We start from the raw sequence: 15,977 nt of genomic DNA, 5'->3' as shown, positions 1-15,977 counted from the left end.
ACCCTCCCCCGCAAGGGGGGAGGGAACGGAGAGAGCGTCTATCGCTGCAACAAGGGTGAGACTAGGGACAAGGGCGAGACTAGTGCAGCGTCAGGCAGTCGCGCTCAATCGACGTGAGGCGGGCACACCTGTTTCGCTCCCTCCCCCCTTGCGGGGGAGGGTCGGGGAGGGGGGGAGCTCCGGGGACGGTCCGAGTTGGATTCAAGAAGAGGCGAAGAGGCCTACTCCGCCGCCAGCGACTTCTCGCGCAGCGGCAGGCCGAGACGGTCCCACACTTGCAGCAGGGCCTCGGCGAGCTGATCGATCAAGCCGTCGTCGTGATAGGGCGAGGGCGTGATGCGCAGCCGCTCGCTGCCCTTGGCGACGGTCGGATAGTTGATCGGCTGGATATAGATGCCGTGCTCCTCGAGCAGCAGGTCGGACGCCTGCTTGCACTTCTCGGGATCGCCGACGAACAGCGGCACGATGTGGGTGTCGCTCGACATCACGGGCAGGCCGGCGGCGTTGAGGATCGCCTTCACGCGGGCAGCACGGTCCTGGTGGCGCTCGCGCTCCCAGTTCGAGGTCTTCAGATGCTTGATCGCGGCGGTCGCGGCCGAGCAGATCGCCGGCGGCAGCGCGGTGGTGAAGATGAAGCCCGGCGCATAGGAGCGCACGGCGTCGATGATCTGGCCGCTGGCGGCGATGTAGCCGCCGAGGCAGCCGAACGCTTTCGCCAGCGTGCCTTCGAGGATATCGATGCGATGCATGACGCCGTCACGCTCGGCGATGCCGCCGCCGCGCGGGCCGTACATGCCGACCGCGTGGACCTCGTCGACATAGGTCATCGCGTCGTACTTCTCGGCGAGATCGCAGATCTTGGCGAGCGGGGCGACGTCGCCGTCCATGGAATAGAGGCTCTCGCAGACGATCAGCTTCGGCCGGTTCGGGCCGGCCGCTTTCAACAGCTCCTCCAGATGCGCAAGATCGTTGTGGCGGAACACGACCCGCTCGCAGCCGGACTGGCGGATGCCCTCGATCATCGAATTGTGGTTGAGCTCGTCCGACAGGATCAGGCAGTTCGGAATGAGCTTTGCGATGGTCGGGATGCCGGTCTGGTTCGAGACATAGCCCGAGGTGAACAGCAGCGCGGCTTCCTTGCCGTGGAGATCGGCGAGCTCGGCCTCGAGCTGAACCAGCGGATGATGCGTGCCGGCGATGTTGCGGGTGCCGCCGGCACCGGTGCCGACGCGCGTCGCGGTCTCGACCATGGCGCCGACCACCTTCGGATGCTGGCCCATGCCGAGATAATCGTTGGAGCACCAGATCACGACGTCGCGCTTGCCCTTGGGCGAGTGCCAGACCGCGTGCGGGAATCGGCCGGCCGTGCGCTCGAGGTCGGCGAACACGCGGTAGCGCCGCTCGGAGTGGAGACGATCGAGGGCGGAATCGAAGAACTGGTTGTAATCCATCGGCAAAACCTGCAACGGAACCCGGCCACGGCGGCCGCTCATTTTTAGAGCTTTTCCAGCTCCAATGTCCATGCGCCCGCACACATTTGTGACGGGGTGCGCGGGTCCATTGATAGCGGCGTCTCGCCGGCGATAGTTGATGTGGATCAAACGCCTAACACTGGCCCGCCCGCGCGGGCCGAGGCCCCCGGGAAAGCCAGGGACCGTTGCCGCTGCCATGGACATTTTGTCCATGGGGCGCGCTCCGTCCATGATGGCGGAGCCGGTCGCGCCGATGTCGTAGCCTTGCTTTCTGCGAGGCGCGGATCGGCGCCCGGCGGCAAGCTCATGCGAAAGGACGCCCGATGAAGCGAGTCATGATTCTGAACGGTCCCAACCTCAATATGCTCGGCATTCGCGAGCCGCATATCTACGGCACCACGACGCTCGCAGAGGTCAACGCGAGTTGCGAGGCGGCCGCCGCAACGCTCGGGCTCAAGCTCGCCTTCCACCAATCCAACCACGAAGGCGTGCTGGTCGACCTGATCCAGTCGGCGCGGCAGGACGCCGACGCCATCATCATCAATCCGGCCGGCTTCTCCTTCACCTCGGTCGCGATCATGGACGCGATCAAGACGTTCGAAGGGCCGGTGCTGGAAGTCCACATCTCCAACATCCACGCCCGCGACGAATATCACCGCCACTCCAAGATCTCGTTCGTGGCGACCGGGGTGATCTGCGGCCTGGGCCCGTTCGGCTACATCGCGGCGCTGCATGCGATCGCAAATATGAAGTGAGGTGTTCGCGGGGAGGGCGGTGCGCTCCCTCGCGCCGTTCTTACGGTGAGAGGCTAAGAAACGCTCACGTCGTCCTGAACTGCAGCACGCCGTCCTTCGTCTCCGCCGTCAGCCGGCCCTCGACGATCATGTAGTTGACGTGGGCGACGAGCTCTCCGGCGGCAAAGCCCATCTGGTGTTCGTCGAGCACATGCTTGTTGAACACGACGGGTACCAAGGCGCGCGAGGTCTGCGGCACCTCGCGGCAGGCTTCCGCGATCAGGCGGCAGCGCTCTTCATGGTGGTCGGCGAGCTGCTTGATCCGGGTCTTCAATCCGTAGAACGGCACGCCATGGCCGGGCAGCACCAGCACGTCATAGGGCAGCGTCGTGGTGAGGCTGGCGAGTGAGGCCAGATATTCGCCGAGCGAGTTCTGGTCGGGCTCGACCGCCCAGACGCTGACATTGGGCGAGATCTTGCTCAGCACCTGGTCGGCGGAGAGGAACAGCTTGTCGTCGGCGCAATACAGCATCACCTGGTCGAGCGCGTGGCCGCCGCCGGTGATCACCTTGAAGCGGCGCGTGCCGATCACGACGTCCTCGCCATGGGAGATGCGGCGGTAGGAGGGCGGCAGCACCGAGACGCGCTTGAGATAATCCTGGCCGCGGCCGAGCAGCTTTTCGGTGAGCGACTCGTCCATGCCGTGGCGACGGAAGAACAGCCGCTGCGCCTCCTGCCGCTCCGCGGTGCCGCGGTTCTGGTGATAGACCGATTGCAGATATTCGACCTGCGACATCACCAGCGGGCAGTTGAACCGCTCGACGACCCACCCCGCGAGTCCGACATGGTCGGGGTGGGAGTGGGTGACGATCAGGCGCGTGATGTGGACGCCTTTCAGCGGTCCGTCGAACAGCTTGGTCCAGGCCTCGATCGTCTCCTCGTTGCCGAAGCCGGTATCCACCATCGCATAGCCGTCGCCGTCGGCGAGCAGGTAGATGTTCACGTGGTTGAGGCGGAACGGCAATTTCAGCCGCGCCCACAGCACGCCGGGCCTGACCTCGACGATCTCGTCGTGGCCAGGGTGCTGCTCCCAGGGGTAGCGCAGGGCTTCGGCTGAGGACTGTGCGGTGTCGGTTTTCGCGTTCATGCTATCGGCTTAAACCCAGCGCGCGCGGGGCGCCAGCCGAAAAAGGCTGGCCCGTGGTCTCCGCATGGCGGTCATACCGGGCGTGTTTTTCCGTAGCCCGGATGGAGCGCCGTCCGGGCTACGGGCCGGCGCTGTTACGCCGCCCGCATGTTGTTGAGGAACGCGTCGATCTCTCCGCGCAGCATGTCGGCTTCGCGGCGGAGCGCGTCGGAGGCGCCCAGCACTTCGTTTGCCGCGGCGCCGGCTTCGGCCGAGGCGGTGGAGACGCCGACGATGTTGCTGGAGACCTCGCTGGTGCCGCCGGCGGCATGCTGGATGTTGCGCGCGATCTCGCGGGTGGCGGCGCCCTGCTCCTCGACCGCGGCTGCGATCGTCGTGGTCACGTTGTCGATCTCGCCGATGATCCGGCCGATGCCCTGGATGGCGCCGACCGCCGAGGTCGTGATCTCCTGCATGCTGGCGATCTGGGTGCGGATTTCCTCCGTGGCCTTGGCGGTCTGGCTCGCGAGGCTCTTCACCTCGGAGGCAACCACCGCAAAGCCGCGGCCGGCCTCGCCCGCACGCGCCGCCTCGATGGTGGCGTTGAGCGCGAGCAGATTGGTCTGCGAGGCGATGGTCTGGATCAGGTCGACCACGACGCTGATGCGGCTCGCGCTGTCGGCGAGGCTCTGCACCGTGGTGTCGGTGGCGCCGGCCTCGTCGACCGCCTTCTTGGCGATCGCGGCCGAGGTGACGACCTGCTTGCTGATCTCCTCGATCGAGGACGACAGCTGCTCGGTGCCTGACGACACGGTCTGGACGTTGACCGAGGTCTCCTCGGCGGCGGAGGCGACCGCGTTGACCAGCGCGTTGGACTGGTCGGCGGTGGTCGACATGCTCTGCGCGGTCGATTGCATCGAATTGGCCGACTGCGCCAGATTGTCGAGCGCGGAGCGCACCGTGCTTTCGAATTCGGCGATCTTGGCTTCCATGCGCGCGGCCCGCTCGGCCTTGGCGATCCGGTCCTTGTCCTGCTCGCCGGCGAGCGCCCGGGCTTCGATCATGCTGTCGCGGAACACGGTCAGCGTTTCCTTCATCACGCCGATCTCGTCGTTCTGCCGGGAGCGGACGATCTCGGTGTCGAGGTCGCCGGCCGACAGCAGCTGCATGGCGCGCTGAAGCTCGCGGATGCGGCGCAGGATGTTGCGGCCGACATAGAGCCAGACGAACAGCGCCGAGCCGACCAGCATCAAGGCCCCGAGCGCCAGCATCACGGTCGTCGCGAGCGAGGTCTCCTGCTGCGCCTGCGAGGTCGAGGCGTTGGTCTCTTTCTGCACGCCGTCGACGAGCTGCTGCACGCTGATGCCGAGGCCGACATTGAGCTTGCGGGTCTCGTCGAGGATGGTCTGGCCGTAGTCGACGGAGTCGAGCTCCTTCTCACGCAGGTTGAAGACGCCGGTCTTGCCGGTGCCGAGCGCGAGCAGCTTCTCCGCGGTCTCGCGCAGCATCTTGTTGCCCTGGTTGTCGGGCAACAGGTCGAGGTTGGATCGCAGGCGGCCCTGTGCCGTCTTGAAGCCCTTCTGGATGTCGTCGAGCTTGTCGCTCGTGTTGGCCGACAGCGCCGCACTCATGTCGGCGGCTGCGAGATTGCCGCTGGCGACGACGTTGCCGAGCTGGCCGACGGTCTGTGCGGCGTCGCTGGCATCGGCCGCGGACAGGTCGGCCGAGCCGAGAATGGCGTTGACCCGGGTCTGCGCGTCGAGCATCGCCGGGCTGGCCGCGCCGACGAAGGCGCCCTGGGCGCTGCGCAGCGCGTCATATTGCTTGTCGTGGAGGGCGGCGATATCGAGCCGTTCGCGCGCGGCCTTGGCCAGGCTCTGGGCCGCCTCGTTGATGCTCTTCATCGTCTCGCTGAGTCCGGAGACGACGGCCTTGTCGCCGCCGAGCTGGATGATCTCGTTGAGCTTCTGCTGTGTTTGCTCCTGCAGCTCCTTGAGCTTCTTGGTGCGCTCGTTCAGCGCTTCCTCGCTTTGCGCCGCGAGCAGGGCAGGTCCCTGTGCCGCAAGGCTCGCGCTCAATGCCGACAATTGCAGGCTGGCGGCAAGGCGCGGAATGTCCCGCCCGCTCAGTTCGGTCATGCGCCCGCCGAGATTCTGCAACGCCAGGCCGGCGCCGGCCGCGATCACGAGGCCCATGCCGGCGATCACCGCGAAGGCGGCGAACAGGCTGCCGCGTACGCCCCAGGTCGGCATTTTGAAACGAGGCCGCATTCGGCCAAGTGGGCCGCCAAGTGAGCTGCCAAGGCTGAAACGGATCGCCATCGAAATTCCCCCAACGTTCTTGCTTCTGTTTGTGGCCGGCAGTATCCGCACGGCGGGTTAAAAATTCGCAATCTCCGCAAACGGTTGCATGTGTTCCGCAGGGCGAAAAAAGAAGGGCCGGCGAAATCGCCGGCCCCCCCCGTCATGGTAAGGTTGTGGTAACCGATCAGTAGCGCGCGACGGCCGGGCTTGCCCAGTTGAAGCGGTAGTTGACGCCCGCCTTGATGGTGTGGTCGTCGGTGGTGAAGCTGCCGGTGCCTGCGAGCGGACCGCCGGTGAAGCTCGCTTCGCCGAAATTGTAGTACTGGTACTCGGCCTTGGCCGACCAGTTCGGGGCGAACATGTATTCGAGGCCGGCGCCGACCGTGTAGCCGTTGCGGTGATCGCCAGTGATGACGAACGCGGCGGGCACGCCGCCGACGGTTACCTTCTCGTTGTTGTCCGAATAGGCGTAGCCGCCCTTCACATAGACGAGGCCGGGGCCCCAGGTGTAGCCGACGCGGCCGGTGATCGAGCCGAGGCCACGCTGATCGTTGGTGTAGGCGATGCCGCCCGGAAACACGGCGCCGACGCTGCCGGAGAGCCAGGAATACTGGCCCTCGACGCCGACCACGAAGTTCGGGTGGAACTGCCAGTCGCCACCGACCTGCACGCCGCCGAGGAAACGGCCGTTGCCGTTGTTGCCGGTGGAAAGGCCGTTGAAATTGTTGTCGCTGGAGAACGCGCCGCCGACGTGGCCACCGATGTAGAAACCGGTCCAGTTGTAGATCGGCGCGGCATAGGCCGGCGCGGGCGACTTGTAATAGTTGCGGTTGCCGAGATCGGCACCGACGGCCGGCGCAGCAGCGCCCACCACGAGCAGCGCAACGGTCGCAAACAGAATCTTCTTCATCGTCTTGAACTCCGACACTTAAGGTCCCCGGCAGGCGCGCTTTCCGCGCCGCGTTGGTTTTGCAGATAGCTCGCTTTTGACGAAAATGCTGTCACATGCATGGCACAACGAGACCCAACCTAACTTATTGGGCTGCAAATGATTTTCGTGCTTAATGCCGGCTTAAGAAGTGGTGAAGGAAGGCTTAACTTCACAAGCTGCCGGTAACCTCTGCGCGTCCTTCGTTAACCAAGACGCCGTCGCGCCTCATCGCGCATCTGTTCGCGGAACGCCGCGCGCTTTGCGGGGCGGTCCTCCTCGCGCACGTCATGGCGATCGAAGATGTCGAACTTCTCCAGGATGGGATAGCGCTCGCTCGCCATCGCAAGCACGCGCAGCACCTTGGTCACCGCCGGTGTCGGGCCGCTCACCTCCCAGCGCCGGATGGTGTCGCCGCCGCCTTTCTCCGGCAATCCGCAGAGCTTTGCCATGTCGGCGGCAGTGAGCTTCCGCTCGAGGGCATCGGAGAGGTCGGCGCGGAGTTGCTTCAGTTCGGGCCCGGTCATGTCGCCTCAATACGCGAAGTCGCTGAGGGCAATGCCCTAGCGCTGATTCGGGTCCATCCGAAGGCGGGCATGATCCGTCCGAAATGGAGGTGGCGGCATTGCCTCGGCACCTTCGCCCGCGCACGGAGTTATGAACTTGTGCCTATGGACTTCGTCCGATCAATGAACACATGGCACAAGGGGCCCCCAGCGACCGAGGGATCAGCCATGACAAGCATCAAACTCGCGATTGCCGCGCTCATCACGACCGGGCTGCTTGCCGCGCCCTTTGCGGCTGAAGCGAAGAAGGCCCGGTCGAGCCGAAACTACAGCACGGGCGTGGTGGCCCCGACCTATGGCGGCGCCGGAGCGCCCGCAGCGCAGCCGAGGGCGTCCTACGGCTCGTCCGGCCAGACGGCCGGGACGGTCACGGCGCCGTCGGTCGGATCGTACAATTGGCCCTCGGTCGGCGTGACCAACTCGGTGCCCACCTGGAGCAACACCACGAGATAGGGCACGGCCTTCGGCCTCAGATGCCCCGGCCGGCCTGTTGACCGATCACGCAGCGCCACGCAGCCAGTCGCTCCGCCGGATGCTGGCTCATCCAGTCGGCGAGTTGCGGCGCGCCCATCAGGCAGGACTGCACCGAGACCTGCGCGAAATCCGAGGTGGTGACGACCTGCTCGTGACAATTGGTCGGGGAGGCAAGGCTGCAAAGCACGGCGATGATCTTGATCACGACAGGTTACCCCCGTCGCGGCCGATATAGGTACGGCCGATCGCGGCCTTATCCTGGCCTTCGCTGGCCGGGTCGGTCGGTGGGAAGATACTGTCGTAGATGGCGCGCGCCTCCTGGATGAGACGTGCGCGCTCGCGCTCGGACTTTGAGACAAATCGAATGACTTCGCCCATGTTGGCTCCGAATATCAGTTGGCAAATCCCGTCATCAGCTGACGACCATCATTTCATCGTCATCTATGACGCCGTCTTCGGCTTTGAAGCGGTGTCGCCGATCACGAAGGAATAAAAAGCGCGTGAGCGCACTCCGGAATCCCAACGTCTCCAGTGCCTTTGATGCGCCGGGTTGAGAGACCGCCCACCAGCTCACATCCGTCACGGGGCTTCGGAAGCCGCGCGAGCGAATGCCGGTGTCGACTTGCTCCCTGCGATCATCGGCAAGGATATTTTCGTGGAGAAAATTCTTCTGGACCGAATAGGTTTCACCTCGGGCCGCGTGCAAGTTTTTGGAACCATCCCGGAATTCGGCGACTCGGTGCGGTCGATCCTCACGCCGCCGGCGCGCGCTCTTTCCGTCCCGGCACCGCCGCCAGCAGCTCGCGCGTATAGGCATGCTCCGGCGCGGCGAAGAGCTGCGCGGTCGGCTTCAGCTCGACGATGGCGCCGCGCTGCATCACCGCGATGCGGTCGCAGATCTGGGCGGCGACGCGTAGATCGTGGGTGATGAACAGCATCGAGAGACCGAGTCGCGCCTTGAGGTCTTCGAGCAGCCGCAAGACTTGCGCCTGCACGGAGACGTCGAGCGCGGAGACGGCCTCGTCGGCGACGATGATCTCGGGCTCCAGCGCCAGCGCGCGCGCAATGCCGATGCGCTGACGCTGGCCGCCGGAGAATTCATGCGGATAGCGCTCGAGCGCGCCGGCATCGAGTCCGACCATCTTGAGGAGATCGCGGGCGCGGTCGAACGCCGCCTTTGGATCAAGGCCGGCCGCGATCGGGCCGTCGGCGATGATGTGGCCGACCTTGCGGCGCGGATTGAGCGAGGCGAACGGATCCTGGAAGATCATCTGGATGCGATGGCGTTCGGCGCGCAGCGCCTTGCCCGACAGCGAGGTGAGATCGGTCTCGCCGATCCGCACCGTGCCGCGGTCGGCTTCGATCAGCCGCATCACCAGGCGCGCCACCGACGATTTGCCGGAGCCGGATTCGCCGACGAGGCCGAGCGTCTCGCCCCTGAGGAGGTCAAAATTGACCGCGCGCGCGGCATCGACGCGGCGGTCTTCGCGAAACCAGCCGCCCGAGGTGACATAGGTCTTGTCGAGCCCGATCACCTCGACGGCCCTGGCTTGGTCGTCGAGCGGCGCGCGCGCCGGCGGATCCATCGAGGGCACCGCGGCGAGCAGCGCCTTGGTGTAGTCGTGCTGCGGCGCTTTGAAGACGGTCGCGGCCGGGCCTTCCTCGACCACCTTGCCGTGCCGGAGCACGACGACCTGATCGGCGATATCGGCGACCACGCCGAAATCGTGGGTGATGAACATCACCGCCATGTTGCGATTGCGCTGGAGGTTGCGGATCAGCTTGAGAATCTGCGCCTGCGTGGTGACGTCGAGCGCGGTGGTCGGCTCGTCCGCGACCAGCACGGCCGGCTCCAGCGCCAGCGCCATCGCGATCATGGCGCGCTGGCGCTGGCCGCCGGAGAGCTGGTGCGGATAGGCGCGGACGATGCGCTCGGGGTCGGGCAGGCCGACTTCCCGTGCCAAAGCGAGCGCTCTGGCGCGCCGCTCCCTCGGCGTCAGCAGGCCGTGGGCCTCGAACATCTCCGCCATCTGGTCGCCGATCCGCATCAGCGGATTGAGCGCGGTCATCGGCTCCTGAAAAATCATCGCGAGACGGCGGCCGCGCAGATCGCGCCAGCCGTCGTCGTCGAGCTTGAGCAGGTCGCGTCCTTCGAACTGAATCTCGCCGGAGGCGACCGAGACCGTATCGGGCAACAGGCCCATTAGCGCATGCGCGCACATCGACTTGCCGGAGCCGGATTCGCCGACGACGCAGACGATCTTGCCGGGCCGCAAATCGAGCGAGACGCCGTCGACGGCGAAGGGGCGCTCGGCTCCCTCCGGCAGCGCGATCCGCAAGTTCTTGATGGAGACGGCGGGCGGGGCGGTCATCGTCAGCGTCCCTCCCGCGACAGCCGCGGATTGAGCGCGTCGTTGAGGCCTTCGCCGATCAGGTTGAGACCCAGCACCGAGATCAGGATGGCGACGCCGGGAAACACCGTGATCCACCAGGCCTGGCGGATCACGGTGCGGCCGGCGCCGACCATGTAGCCCCAGGAAATCAGATTGGGATCGCCGAGGCCGAGGAACGACAGCGAGGACTCCAGCAGGATCGCGGTCGCCACCATCAGCGAGGCCAGCACGATCACGGGCGACAGCGCGTTCGGCAGGATCTCGCGCATGATGATCCAGCTATTGCTCTGGCCGGTGACCACGGCGGCCTGGACATATTCGCGCGTGCGCAGCGACAGCACCTCGCCGCGCACGAGGCGGGCGACCGGCGGCCAGCTCACCAGCGCGATCGAGGTCACGATCGAGTAGATCGAGGGCTGCAGGATCGCGACCAGCACGATCGCAAGCGCGAAGCTCGGAATGGTCTGGAAGAACTCGGTGAAGCGCATCAGGGCGTCATCGATCCTGCCGCCGAAATAGCCGGCCATGGCGCCGATGGGGACGCCGACGATCAGCGCGACCAGCGTGGAGACGAGACCGACAAGCAGCGAGACGCGCGCGCCAAAAATCATGCCGGCGAACACGTCGCGGCCGAGCGCGTCGGTGCCGAGCGGCACCGTCGAGAGCGTGAAGGGCGGCAGGAACGGCCGCTGCACCATGCGCCAGGGCGAGTTCGGGAACAGCATCGGTCCGAACAATGCGACCGAGATCGCGAGAACCAGAATGATGAGCCCGATGACGCCGCTCGGGCTGCGCAGCATCGATTTCCAGAATTGTTTCATGAGGCGAATTCGATGCGCGGATCGACCAGGCGATAGACGAGGTCGGTGATGAGGTTGAAGATCAGGACCATGGCCGAGCAGATCACGAAGACGCCGAGCAGCAGATTGTAGTCCCGCTGCAGCAGCGCGTCGTACATCAGCCGCCCGATGCCGGGCCAGGCGAACACGGTCTCGGTGATGACGGCGCCGCCGATCAGCGTGCCGGAATGCACGCCGGCCAGCGTCACGACCGGCAGCAGCGCGTTGCGTAGCACGTGGCGGCGCTGGATCACGGCGTCGGAGAGGCCCTTGGCGCGCGCGGTCTTGACGAAGTCGAGCCGCTTCACCTCCAGCATCGAGGCGCGCGTCATGCGGGTATAGGTCGCCATGAAGAACAGGCCGAGCGTCATCGCCGGCATGATCAGGTGTCTTGCGACGTCGACCGCGTGGGCGAAGCCGGTGAGGTTCGCACCGACCGTCTCGTAACCAAAACTCGGCAGCCAATCCATGGTCACCGAGAACAGCAGGATGCCCATCAACGCCACCCAGAAGATCGGCATGGCGTAGAAGATCAGGGCAAAGACGGTGATGGCGGTGTCGAGAAAGGTCCCGGCAAAGCGCGCTGCGAAGGTGCCGAAGAGAATGCCGAGCATGAGCGAGATCGAAAATGCCGTCAGTGTCAGCAGCAGCGTCGCCGGCAGCCGCTCGCCGATCAGCTTTGCGACCGGCGCCTGCTGGCGGAAGGAGAAGCCGAGGTCGAGGGTGACGATGCCCTTGACGTAGATAAAGAGCTGCTCGGGCAACGGCTTGTCGAGGCCGAATTTCTCCCTGAGCTGCTTGACGAAGATCTGGTCACTGGCCCCGGCCTCGCCCGCCATCACGACAGCGGGGTCGCCGGGCGCAAGCCGGATCAGGAAGAAATTGAGGACGACGATCGCAAGCAGGACGATCACGCCCTTGAGGACACGCTGAGCGACGAATGAGAGCATACTTAGAGTGACGCTTGTTTGACGAGAGGGTCGCCGCAGCGATGATGCGCTCCCTCTCCCGCTTGCGGGGGAGGGTAGGGGTGGGGGTGTTTCCGCAGAGAAGGTCCCCGAGCGGAGAAAGCCCCCACCCGCCGCGCTCGGGACGATGCTTCGCATCGCCCGGCGCGCGTCGACCTCCCCCGCAAGCGGGAGAGGTGCACCTTTTCCGTGGCTCGGACGGCAATCATTCGGCGAAAGCTACAGCACGAGAGACCAGACGCGAAGCGCCCCTCCTCACTTGTCGAGCCATGCGTCCTTGAAGCCGTCATTGACCCCGATCCCCGTGGTGATCAGGTTCTTGACCTTGCAGCGCATGATGGTCGGGAATTGCAGCTCGAGCATCCAGGCCACCGGCACGTCCTCGACCAGGATCTTCTGCGCCTTCTCGTAGATCTCCTTGCGCTTGGAGTCCGGCGTTGCGACGGCGCCGTCGGCGAACAGCTTGTCGATCTCGGGGTTGGAGTAGCCCTCGACGTTGTTGAAGACCTGGCCCTTGGCGATGGCGCTGGAGACGTAGTTTCGGCCGACGCCGAGCGCGGGATCGCCATACTGGTAGAGATAGGTGAAGGCGATGTCATAGTCCCAGTCGCCGATCTTCTGGTTGCCGCCGGCAACGTCGGTGGCGATCGTCTCGATGTTGATGCCGACGTCCTGCAGATTCTGCTTCACCGCTTCACCCCAGCGCTGCCAGGTCTCGCCATAAGCGAGCGGCAGCAGGCGGATCTTCTCGCCCTTGTAGCCGGCTTCCTTCAAGAGGGCCTTGGCCTTGGCCGGGTCGTACGGATATTTCGGCACGTCGTCGGTATAGTATTTGATGGTCGAGGCGGACGGGCCGGTCGCGACCTTGCCGAGCCCGTTCCAGATCACGTCCTTGGCGAATTCGCGGTCGATCGCGTACATGACCGCCTGCCGCACCCGCTTGTCGGCGAGCGGGCCCTGGCGGTTGTTGAGCCACAGCCAGGCCAGCGGCGAGAAGAACTCCCAGCCGGCGCCGGTGACGCAGGTGTCCTTCAGCTTGGACAGCCGCGGCACGTCGAAATTCTCGACCGAGCCGCCGGGCAGCACGTCGACCTTGCCGGTCTCGTAGGCCACCGAGCGCGCGGCGGCGTCGGGAATGATCTGCCAGTAGATCTCGTCGAGATAGGGTTTGCCCTTCTCGTGATAGTTCGGGTTCTTGGCCAGGCGAATGAACGAGCCCTTCTGCCATTCCTTGAACATGAAGGGGCCGGTGCCGACCGGGGCGTTGTTGTAGGGATTGGTCTTCCAGTCGGTGCCGTCATAGAGATGCTTGGGCACCATCGGCATCGAACCGACCTCGAAGATGCCGAGGAACGGGCCGAACGGCTGCTTCAGCGTGAAGACGACAGTGTAATCGTCGGGCGCCTCGACCTTGTCGACCTGCGCGAGGTTGTTGCGGGCGCGCGCGTGGGTCTGCTTCAGCATCTCGATCGAGAACAGCACGTCGGCGGCGGTGAAAGGTTTGCCGTCATGCCAGGTCACACCCTTCCGAAGCTTGAAGGTGTAGGTCTTGGCGTCCTCGCTGACGCTCCAGCTCTCGGCGAGCTCCGGCTGCGGCTCGAGCTTGGGGCTGTAGCGCAGCAGCCCTTCGAAGATGTTGCCCGACACCATCTGCACCGGGCCGTTCTGGACCATCGCCAGCATCAGGCCGGGCGGCTCGGGCTGGATCACTGCATTGACCACACCTCCCGTCTTCGGCTCTTGCGCCAGTGTCGGGGCCGTGAGGCCGCACGCCAGGAGGAGACCAAGCAACACTCGTTTCGGCATGTCGTATCTTTCTCAAGCGAGACCAGCCGTCAACGCTTCGCACGTCATGGCGCGCAAAGCTACGGCCGGCCCATCCCAGTCCCCATCCGGTATCGAGGCTCACACAGTCCCGTTCGGCGCCGCAAGATGAAAGTCGCGACAGTGCTCGCACAAAAAATGTACAGCGCGTCCTGTTTTCACTTGATTCATCTCGGCGTCACGGAGACAAGTCGGCCATGGACAATGCCACGCGCTCCGAACGGTCCCGCAACGCTGCGCTCGAAGCGGCCATCGCGATCATCGCGCGCGACGGCCCGGGCCGGTTGACGCTCGATGCGATTGCGCGCGAGAGCGGGCTGAGCAAGGGCGGCGTGATGCATCAGTTCCGCACCAAGGAGGCGGTGCTGAAGGCGTTGCTCGACCGGCAGATGGCGCATTTCGAGGAATTCTCGACGCGTTATATGGCGAAGGCGAGCGAGACCTCCGCGAATCCCAATCTGGCGACCCAGCTGGCCACGGTGCGCGAAGCGGCGACGTCGCCGAATTCCGCGGCGCTGGCGCTGGTTGCGGCCATGGTGGAGAATCCGCGTCTGATGGCGCTGCCGCGCGAGCGCGAGATGGAGCGGATGGCCGCGATCAGGGAAGAGGCCACGGATCCCGATCTCGCGATGCTGCGTTGGGCCGGAGCGATGGGACTGCTGCTGAGTTCGCTGTTCGGCATGTCGCCGCTCAGCAAGGACGAGCACCAGCGACTGTTCGCGCGCCTGCTCGACGATGCGCAGTGGACCGGCCTCGAACAGCCGGCCGCAAAACGTGCCGCCAAATCCGGAACGGCAGCGGTCGCGAAGGCCGCAACCCGGCGCAAGCGCGCCTGATTCATCGTTAACGAAATCGAACCGGTGCCTGCCCAAAGCCGCGCCTGCGGCCAAATGCGTCAGGGTCTGATTTTCGAACTTTACAAACCGCCTAGTCGGTTTTATAAATCCAGGCACTGAGGCAGCCCAACGCTTCCGAAACGCCCCGGACGAAGCCGAGGGTTGGCAATGGTGAGCCCCGCAGCCGCGTCTGGTCCCTGACGTGGCTGCGGTCGCCATCGCCAGAACAGTGCCAAGAGGAGTCTGGAATGAATCGCTCGATCGCGGTGCGCGGTCTGGGAACGCTGGTGCTTTGCGTGGCCGCGGCCGGCTGCGCGTCGATCGCGCCGGTGCCCTATTCGGAGATGGCGTCCTCGGCCTACATGGCGCCGGACAAATCGGACGCCTCCGGCCGCGTACCCTACCGCTATTCCACGCCGGTCGACTGGCGCACCTATAGCAAAGTGATCCTCGATCCCGTCGTGATCTATCGTGGCCGGGATCATCAGTTCGGCGACATGTCCGGCAAGGACAAGGCGACGCTCGCTGCCTACATGCAGAACTGTTTCGCCGACCGGCTGCGCGGCCGCTTCGTGCTGGTGCGCGAGCCCGGGCCGAACACGCTGCGGATCAGGCTGACACTCACCGGCGCCGTCGCCAACACGCCGGTGCTCGGCACGCTCTCGCGGTTCGACCTTGCCGGCGCCGTCTACAACGGCGTGCAAGCCGCACGCGACGGCGAGGGGACGATGACCGGCTCGGTCGTCTACGGCGTCGAGATCTTCGACGCCACGACCTCGCGGCTGCTCTCCGCCTACGTCACCAAGCAATACCCTGCTGCCTACGACATCAAGGCCACCACCGGCGCGCTCGCGGCCGCCACGGCCGGCCTCGACGAGGGCGCCGACGCGCTGATGGCGCAGCTGAACTGACGCCGCGATCCATTCAACCAAAGGTGCTGCTGATGAATATTCTCCTTCGCTTCGTGCTGCGCATTGCGATCACGATCGTGATGCTGGCGTTCGGCGGCCGCGCCGGCGCCGTCACGCCGACAGATCCGAGCGGCACCTGGCTGGTCGAGGACGGCCGCGCCCGCATTCGCCTCGAGCGCTGCGGGCCGTCGCGCGATCGCCTTTGCGGCTTCATCGTCTGGATGAAGGAGCCGGCCGACAAGCGCGGCCAGCCTTACCGCGACAGCCAGAATCCGGATCCCGACAAGCGCGCCCGCGCACTGCTCGGCCACCAGCTCATCATGGGCCTGCAGGCGACGCCCGAGGGGCGCTTTGCCGGCGACATCTACAACGCCGAGGACGGCAAGTCCTACGCGGTGTCGATCTGGCGCGAGTCGCCTGATCGCCTCAAGCTCAAGGGCTGCCTCATCAAATTCCTGTGCCAGACCCAGACCTGGCAGCAGACCCTCGACGTGCTGCCCGGCCAGCTCGTCGGCCTGACCGGCGATCTCAACGGCCCCCGCGCCGACAAGGAATGGGCGGCGGTGCCGGCCCCGAGGCCGATCCAGGCGAAAGCGAAGTAGC

At 65.5% G+C, this 15,977-nt stretch carries 17 protein-coding genes; 5 read left to right on the top strand and 12 right to left on the bottom strand.

The genetic code is table 11. The annotated features are described in order from the left end of the window. Nucleotides 1-221: 221 nt before the first annotated feature. Nucleotides 222-1,451, bottom strand: a complete 1,230-nt coding sequence (gene hemA, locus AABA86_RS17400) for a 5-aminolevulinate synthase (RefSeq protein WP_338307654.1) — start codon at nucleotides 1,449-1,451, stop codon at nucleotides 222-224. A gap of 344 nt (nucleotides 1,452-1,795) precedes the next feature. Between hemA and aroQ the strand changes: the two genes are divergently transcribed. Next, complete coding sequence (aroQ, locus tag AABA86_RS17395; protein WP_091960086.1) at nucleotides 1,796-2,227, top strand: type II 3-dehydroquinate dehydratase; 432 nt, start codon at nucleotides 1,796-1,798, stop codon at nucleotides 2,225-2,227. Between the two features lie 64 nt (nucleotides 2,228-2,291). Here aroQ and AABA86_RS17390 read toward each other — a convergent pair whose 3' ends face one another. The 4 genes from AABA86_RS17390 to AABA86_RS17375 form a co-directional block, all read right to left on the bottom strand. Continuing rightward, nucleotides 2,292-3,353: an MBL fold metallo-hydrolase gene (locus AABA86_RS17390; RefSeq protein WP_212247307.1), complete on the bottom strand. Its 1,062-nt coding sequence runs from the start codon at nucleotides 3,351-3,353 to the stop codon at nucleotides 2,292-2,294. 134 nt (nucleotides 3,354-3,487) lie between these two features. After that, nucleotides 3,488-5,653: a methyl-accepting chemotaxis protein gene (locus AABA86_RS17385; protein ID WP_338307653.1), complete on the bottom strand. Its 2,166-nt coding sequence runs from the start codon at nucleotides 5,651-5,653 to the stop codon at nucleotides 3,488-3,490. 166 nt (nucleotides 5,654-5,819) lie between these two features. After that, nucleotides 5,820-6,545, bottom strand: a complete 726-nt coding sequence (locus tag AABA86_RS17380; RefSeq protein ID WP_212247305.1) for an outer membrane protein — start codon at nucleotides 6,543-6,545, stop codon at nucleotides 5,820-5,822. A gap of 224 nt (nucleotides 6,546-6,769) precedes the next feature. After that, complete coding sequence (locus AABA86_RS17375) at nucleotides 6,770-7,090, bottom strand: hypothetical protein (protein WP_028139866.1); 321 nt, start codon at nucleotides 7,088-7,090, stop codon at nucleotides 6,770-6,772. Between the two features lie 207 nt (nucleotides 7,091-7,297). Between AABA86_RS17375 and AABA86_RS17370 the strand changes: the two genes are divergently transcribed. Next, on the top strand, nucleotides 7,298-7,582 hold the full coding sequence (locus AABA86_RS17370; RefSeq protein WP_212247304.1) for a hypothetical protein: 285 nt from the start codon (nucleotides 7,298-7,300) through the stop codon (nucleotides 7,580-7,582). A 16-nt stretch (nucleotides 7,583-7,598) separates the two neighbouring features. Here the strand turns inward: AABA86_RS17370 and AABA86_RS17365 are convergent, their stop codons facing one another. The 7 genes from AABA86_RS17365 to AABA86_RS17335 all read right to left on the bottom strand — a co-directional run bounded on the left by AABA86_RS17365 (nucleotide 7,599) and on the right by AABA86_RS17335 (nucleotide 13,609). Then, entirely contained in the window at nucleotides 7,599-7,808 is a 210-nt protein-coding gene (locus tag AABA86_RS17365) for a hypothetical protein (protein WP_212247302.1), read from the bottom strand. Beyond that, nucleotides 7,805-7,981 (bottom strand): hypothetical protein, encoded by a 177-nt coding sequence (locus AABA86_RS17360; protein ID WP_338307652.1) that lies wholly within the window; start codon nucleotides 7,979-7,981, stop codon nucleotides 7,805-7,807. Before AABA86_RS17360 ends, AABA86_RS17365 begins: the two co-directional genes overlap by 4 nt. Before the next feature lie 34 nt (nucleotides 7,982-8,015). Then, nucleotides 8,016-8,309, bottom strand: coding sequence for a hypothetical protein (locus AABA86_RS17355; RefSeq protein ID WP_338307651.1), 294 nt, complete (start codon nucleotides 8,307-8,309; stop codon nucleotides 8,016-8,018). 46 nt (nucleotides 8,310-8,355) lie between these two features. Then, entirely contained in the window at nucleotides 8,356-9,975 is a 1,620-nt protein-coding gene (locus AABA86_RS17350) for an ABC transporter ATP-binding protein (protein WP_338307650.1), read from the bottom strand. 2 nt (nucleotides 9,976-9,977) lie between these two features. Beyond that, on the bottom strand, nucleotides 9,978-10,817 hold the full coding sequence (locus AABA86_RS17345; protein WP_338307649.1) for an ABC transporter permease: 840 nt from the start codon (nucleotides 10,815-10,817) through the stop codon (nucleotides 9,978-9,980). Beyond that, nucleotides 10,814-11,785: an ABC transporter permease gene (locus AABA86_RS17340; RefSeq protein WP_338307648.1), complete on the bottom strand. Its 972-nt coding sequence runs from the start codon at nucleotides 11,783-11,785 to the stop codon at nucleotides 10,814-10,816. Before AABA86_RS17340 ends, AABA86_RS17345 begins: the two co-directional genes overlap by 4 nt. 273 nt (nucleotides 11,786-12,058) lie before the next feature. Beyond that, nucleotides 12,059-13,609, bottom strand: a complete 1,551-nt coding sequence (locus tag AABA86_RS17335) for an ABC transporter substrate-binding protein (RefSeq protein WP_212247291.1) — start codon at nucleotides 13,607-13,609, stop codon at nucleotides 12,059-12,061. Nucleotides 13,610-13,824: 215 nt separating this feature from the next. Here AABA86_RS17335 and AABA86_RS17330 point away from each other — a divergent pair, with 215 nt between their 5' ends. The 3 genes from AABA86_RS17330 (at nucleotide 13,825) to AABA86_RS17320 (ending at nucleotide 15,976) form a co-directional block, all read left to right on the top strand. After that, nucleotides 13,825-14,463, top strand: coding sequence for a TetR/AcrR family transcriptional regulator (locus AABA86_RS17330; RefSeq protein ID WP_338307647.1), 639 nt, complete (start codon nucleotides 13,825-13,827; stop codon nucleotides 14,461-14,463). 248 nt (nucleotides 14,464-14,711) lie between these two features. Next, nucleotides 14,712-15,374 (top strand): DUF3313 domain-containing protein, encoded by a 663-nt coding sequence (locus AABA86_RS17325; RefSeq protein WP_338307646.1) that lies wholly within the window; start codon nucleotides 14,712-14,714, stop codon nucleotides 15,372-15,374. 32 nt (nucleotides 15,375-15,406) lie between these two features. Next, nucleotides 15,407-15,976 carry a DUF2147 domain-containing protein gene (locus tag AABA86_RS17320; protein WP_338307645.1) on the top strand — a complete coding sequence of 190 codons (570 nt, stop codon included), beginning with the start codon at nucleotides 15,407-15,409 and terminating at the stop codon, nucleotides 15,974-15,976. Nucleotide 15,977 lies beyond the last annotated feature (1 nt).

The organism is Bradyrhizobium sp. TM233 (assembly GCF_036247965.1).
GTDB lineage: Bacteria > Pseudomonadota > Alphaproteobacteria > Rhizobiales > Xanthobacteraceae > Bradyrhizobium > Bradyrhizobium ottawaense.
This window is presented reverse-complemented; position numbering and strand designations above follow the sequence as displayed.

Bases quoted from the DNA above. Each gene is read 5' to 3' on its own strand.
- AABA86_RS17390 (WP_212247307.1), bottom strand. From the start codon at position 3,353: ATGAACGCGAAAACCGACACCGCACAGTCCTCAGCCGAAGCCCTGCGC.
- AABA86_RS17325 (WP_338307646.1), top strand. From the start codon at position 14,712: ATGAATCGCTCGATCGCGGTGCGCGGTCTGGGAACGCTGGTGCTTTGC.
- AABA86_RS17345 (WP_338307649.1), bottom strand. From the start codon at position 10,817: ATGAAACAATTCTGGAAATCGATGCTGCGCAGCCCGAGCGGCGTCATC.
- AABA86_RS17335 (WP_212247291.1), bottom strand. From the start codon at position 13,609: ATGCCGAAACGAGTGTTGCTTGGTCTCCTCCTGGCGTGCGGCCTCACG.
- aroQ (WP_091960086.1), top strand. From the start codon at position 1,796: ATGAAGCGAGTCATGATTCTGAACGGTCCCAACCTCAATATGCTCGGC.
- AABA86_RS17370 (WP_212247304.1), top strand. From the start codon at position 7,298: ATGACAAGCATCAAACTCGCGATTGCCGCGCTCATCACGACCGGGCTG.
- hemA (WP_338307654.1), bottom strand. From the start codon at position 1,451: ATGGATTACAACCAGTTCTTCGATTCCGCCCTCGATCGTCTCCACTCC.
- AABA86_RS17360 (WP_338307652.1), bottom strand. From the start codon at position 7,981: ATGGGCGAAGTCATTCGATTTGTCTCAAAGTCCGAGCGCGAGCGCGCA.
- AABA86_RS17330 (WP_338307647.1), top strand. From the start codon at position 13,825: ATGGACAATGCCACGCGCTCCGAACGGTCCCGCAACGCTGCGCTCGAA.
- AABA86_RS17375 (WP_028139866.1), bottom strand. From the start codon at position 7,090: ATGACCGGGCCCGAACTGAAGCAACTCCGCGCCGACCTCTCCGATGCC.
- AABA86_RS17380 (WP_212247305.1), bottom strand. From the start codon at position 6,545: ATGAAGAAGATTCTGTTTGCGACCGTTGCGCTGCTCGTGGTGGGCGCT.
- AABA86_RS17350 (WP_338307650.1), bottom strand. From the start codon at position 9,975: ATGACCGCCCCGCCCGCCGTCTCCATCAAGAACTTGCGGATCGCGCTG.
- AABA86_RS17385 (WP_338307653.1), bottom strand. From the start codon at position 5,653: ATGGCGATCCGTTTCAGCCTTGGCAGCTCACTTGGCGGCCCACTTGGC.
- AABA86_RS17320 (WP_338307645.1), top strand. From the start codon at position 15,407: ATGAATATTCTCCTTCGCTTCGTGCTGCGCATTGCGATCACGATCGTG.
- AABA86_RS17340 (WP_338307648.1), bottom strand. From the start codon at position 11,785: ATGCTCTCATTCGTCGCTCAGCGTGTCCTCAAGGGCGTGATCGTCCTG.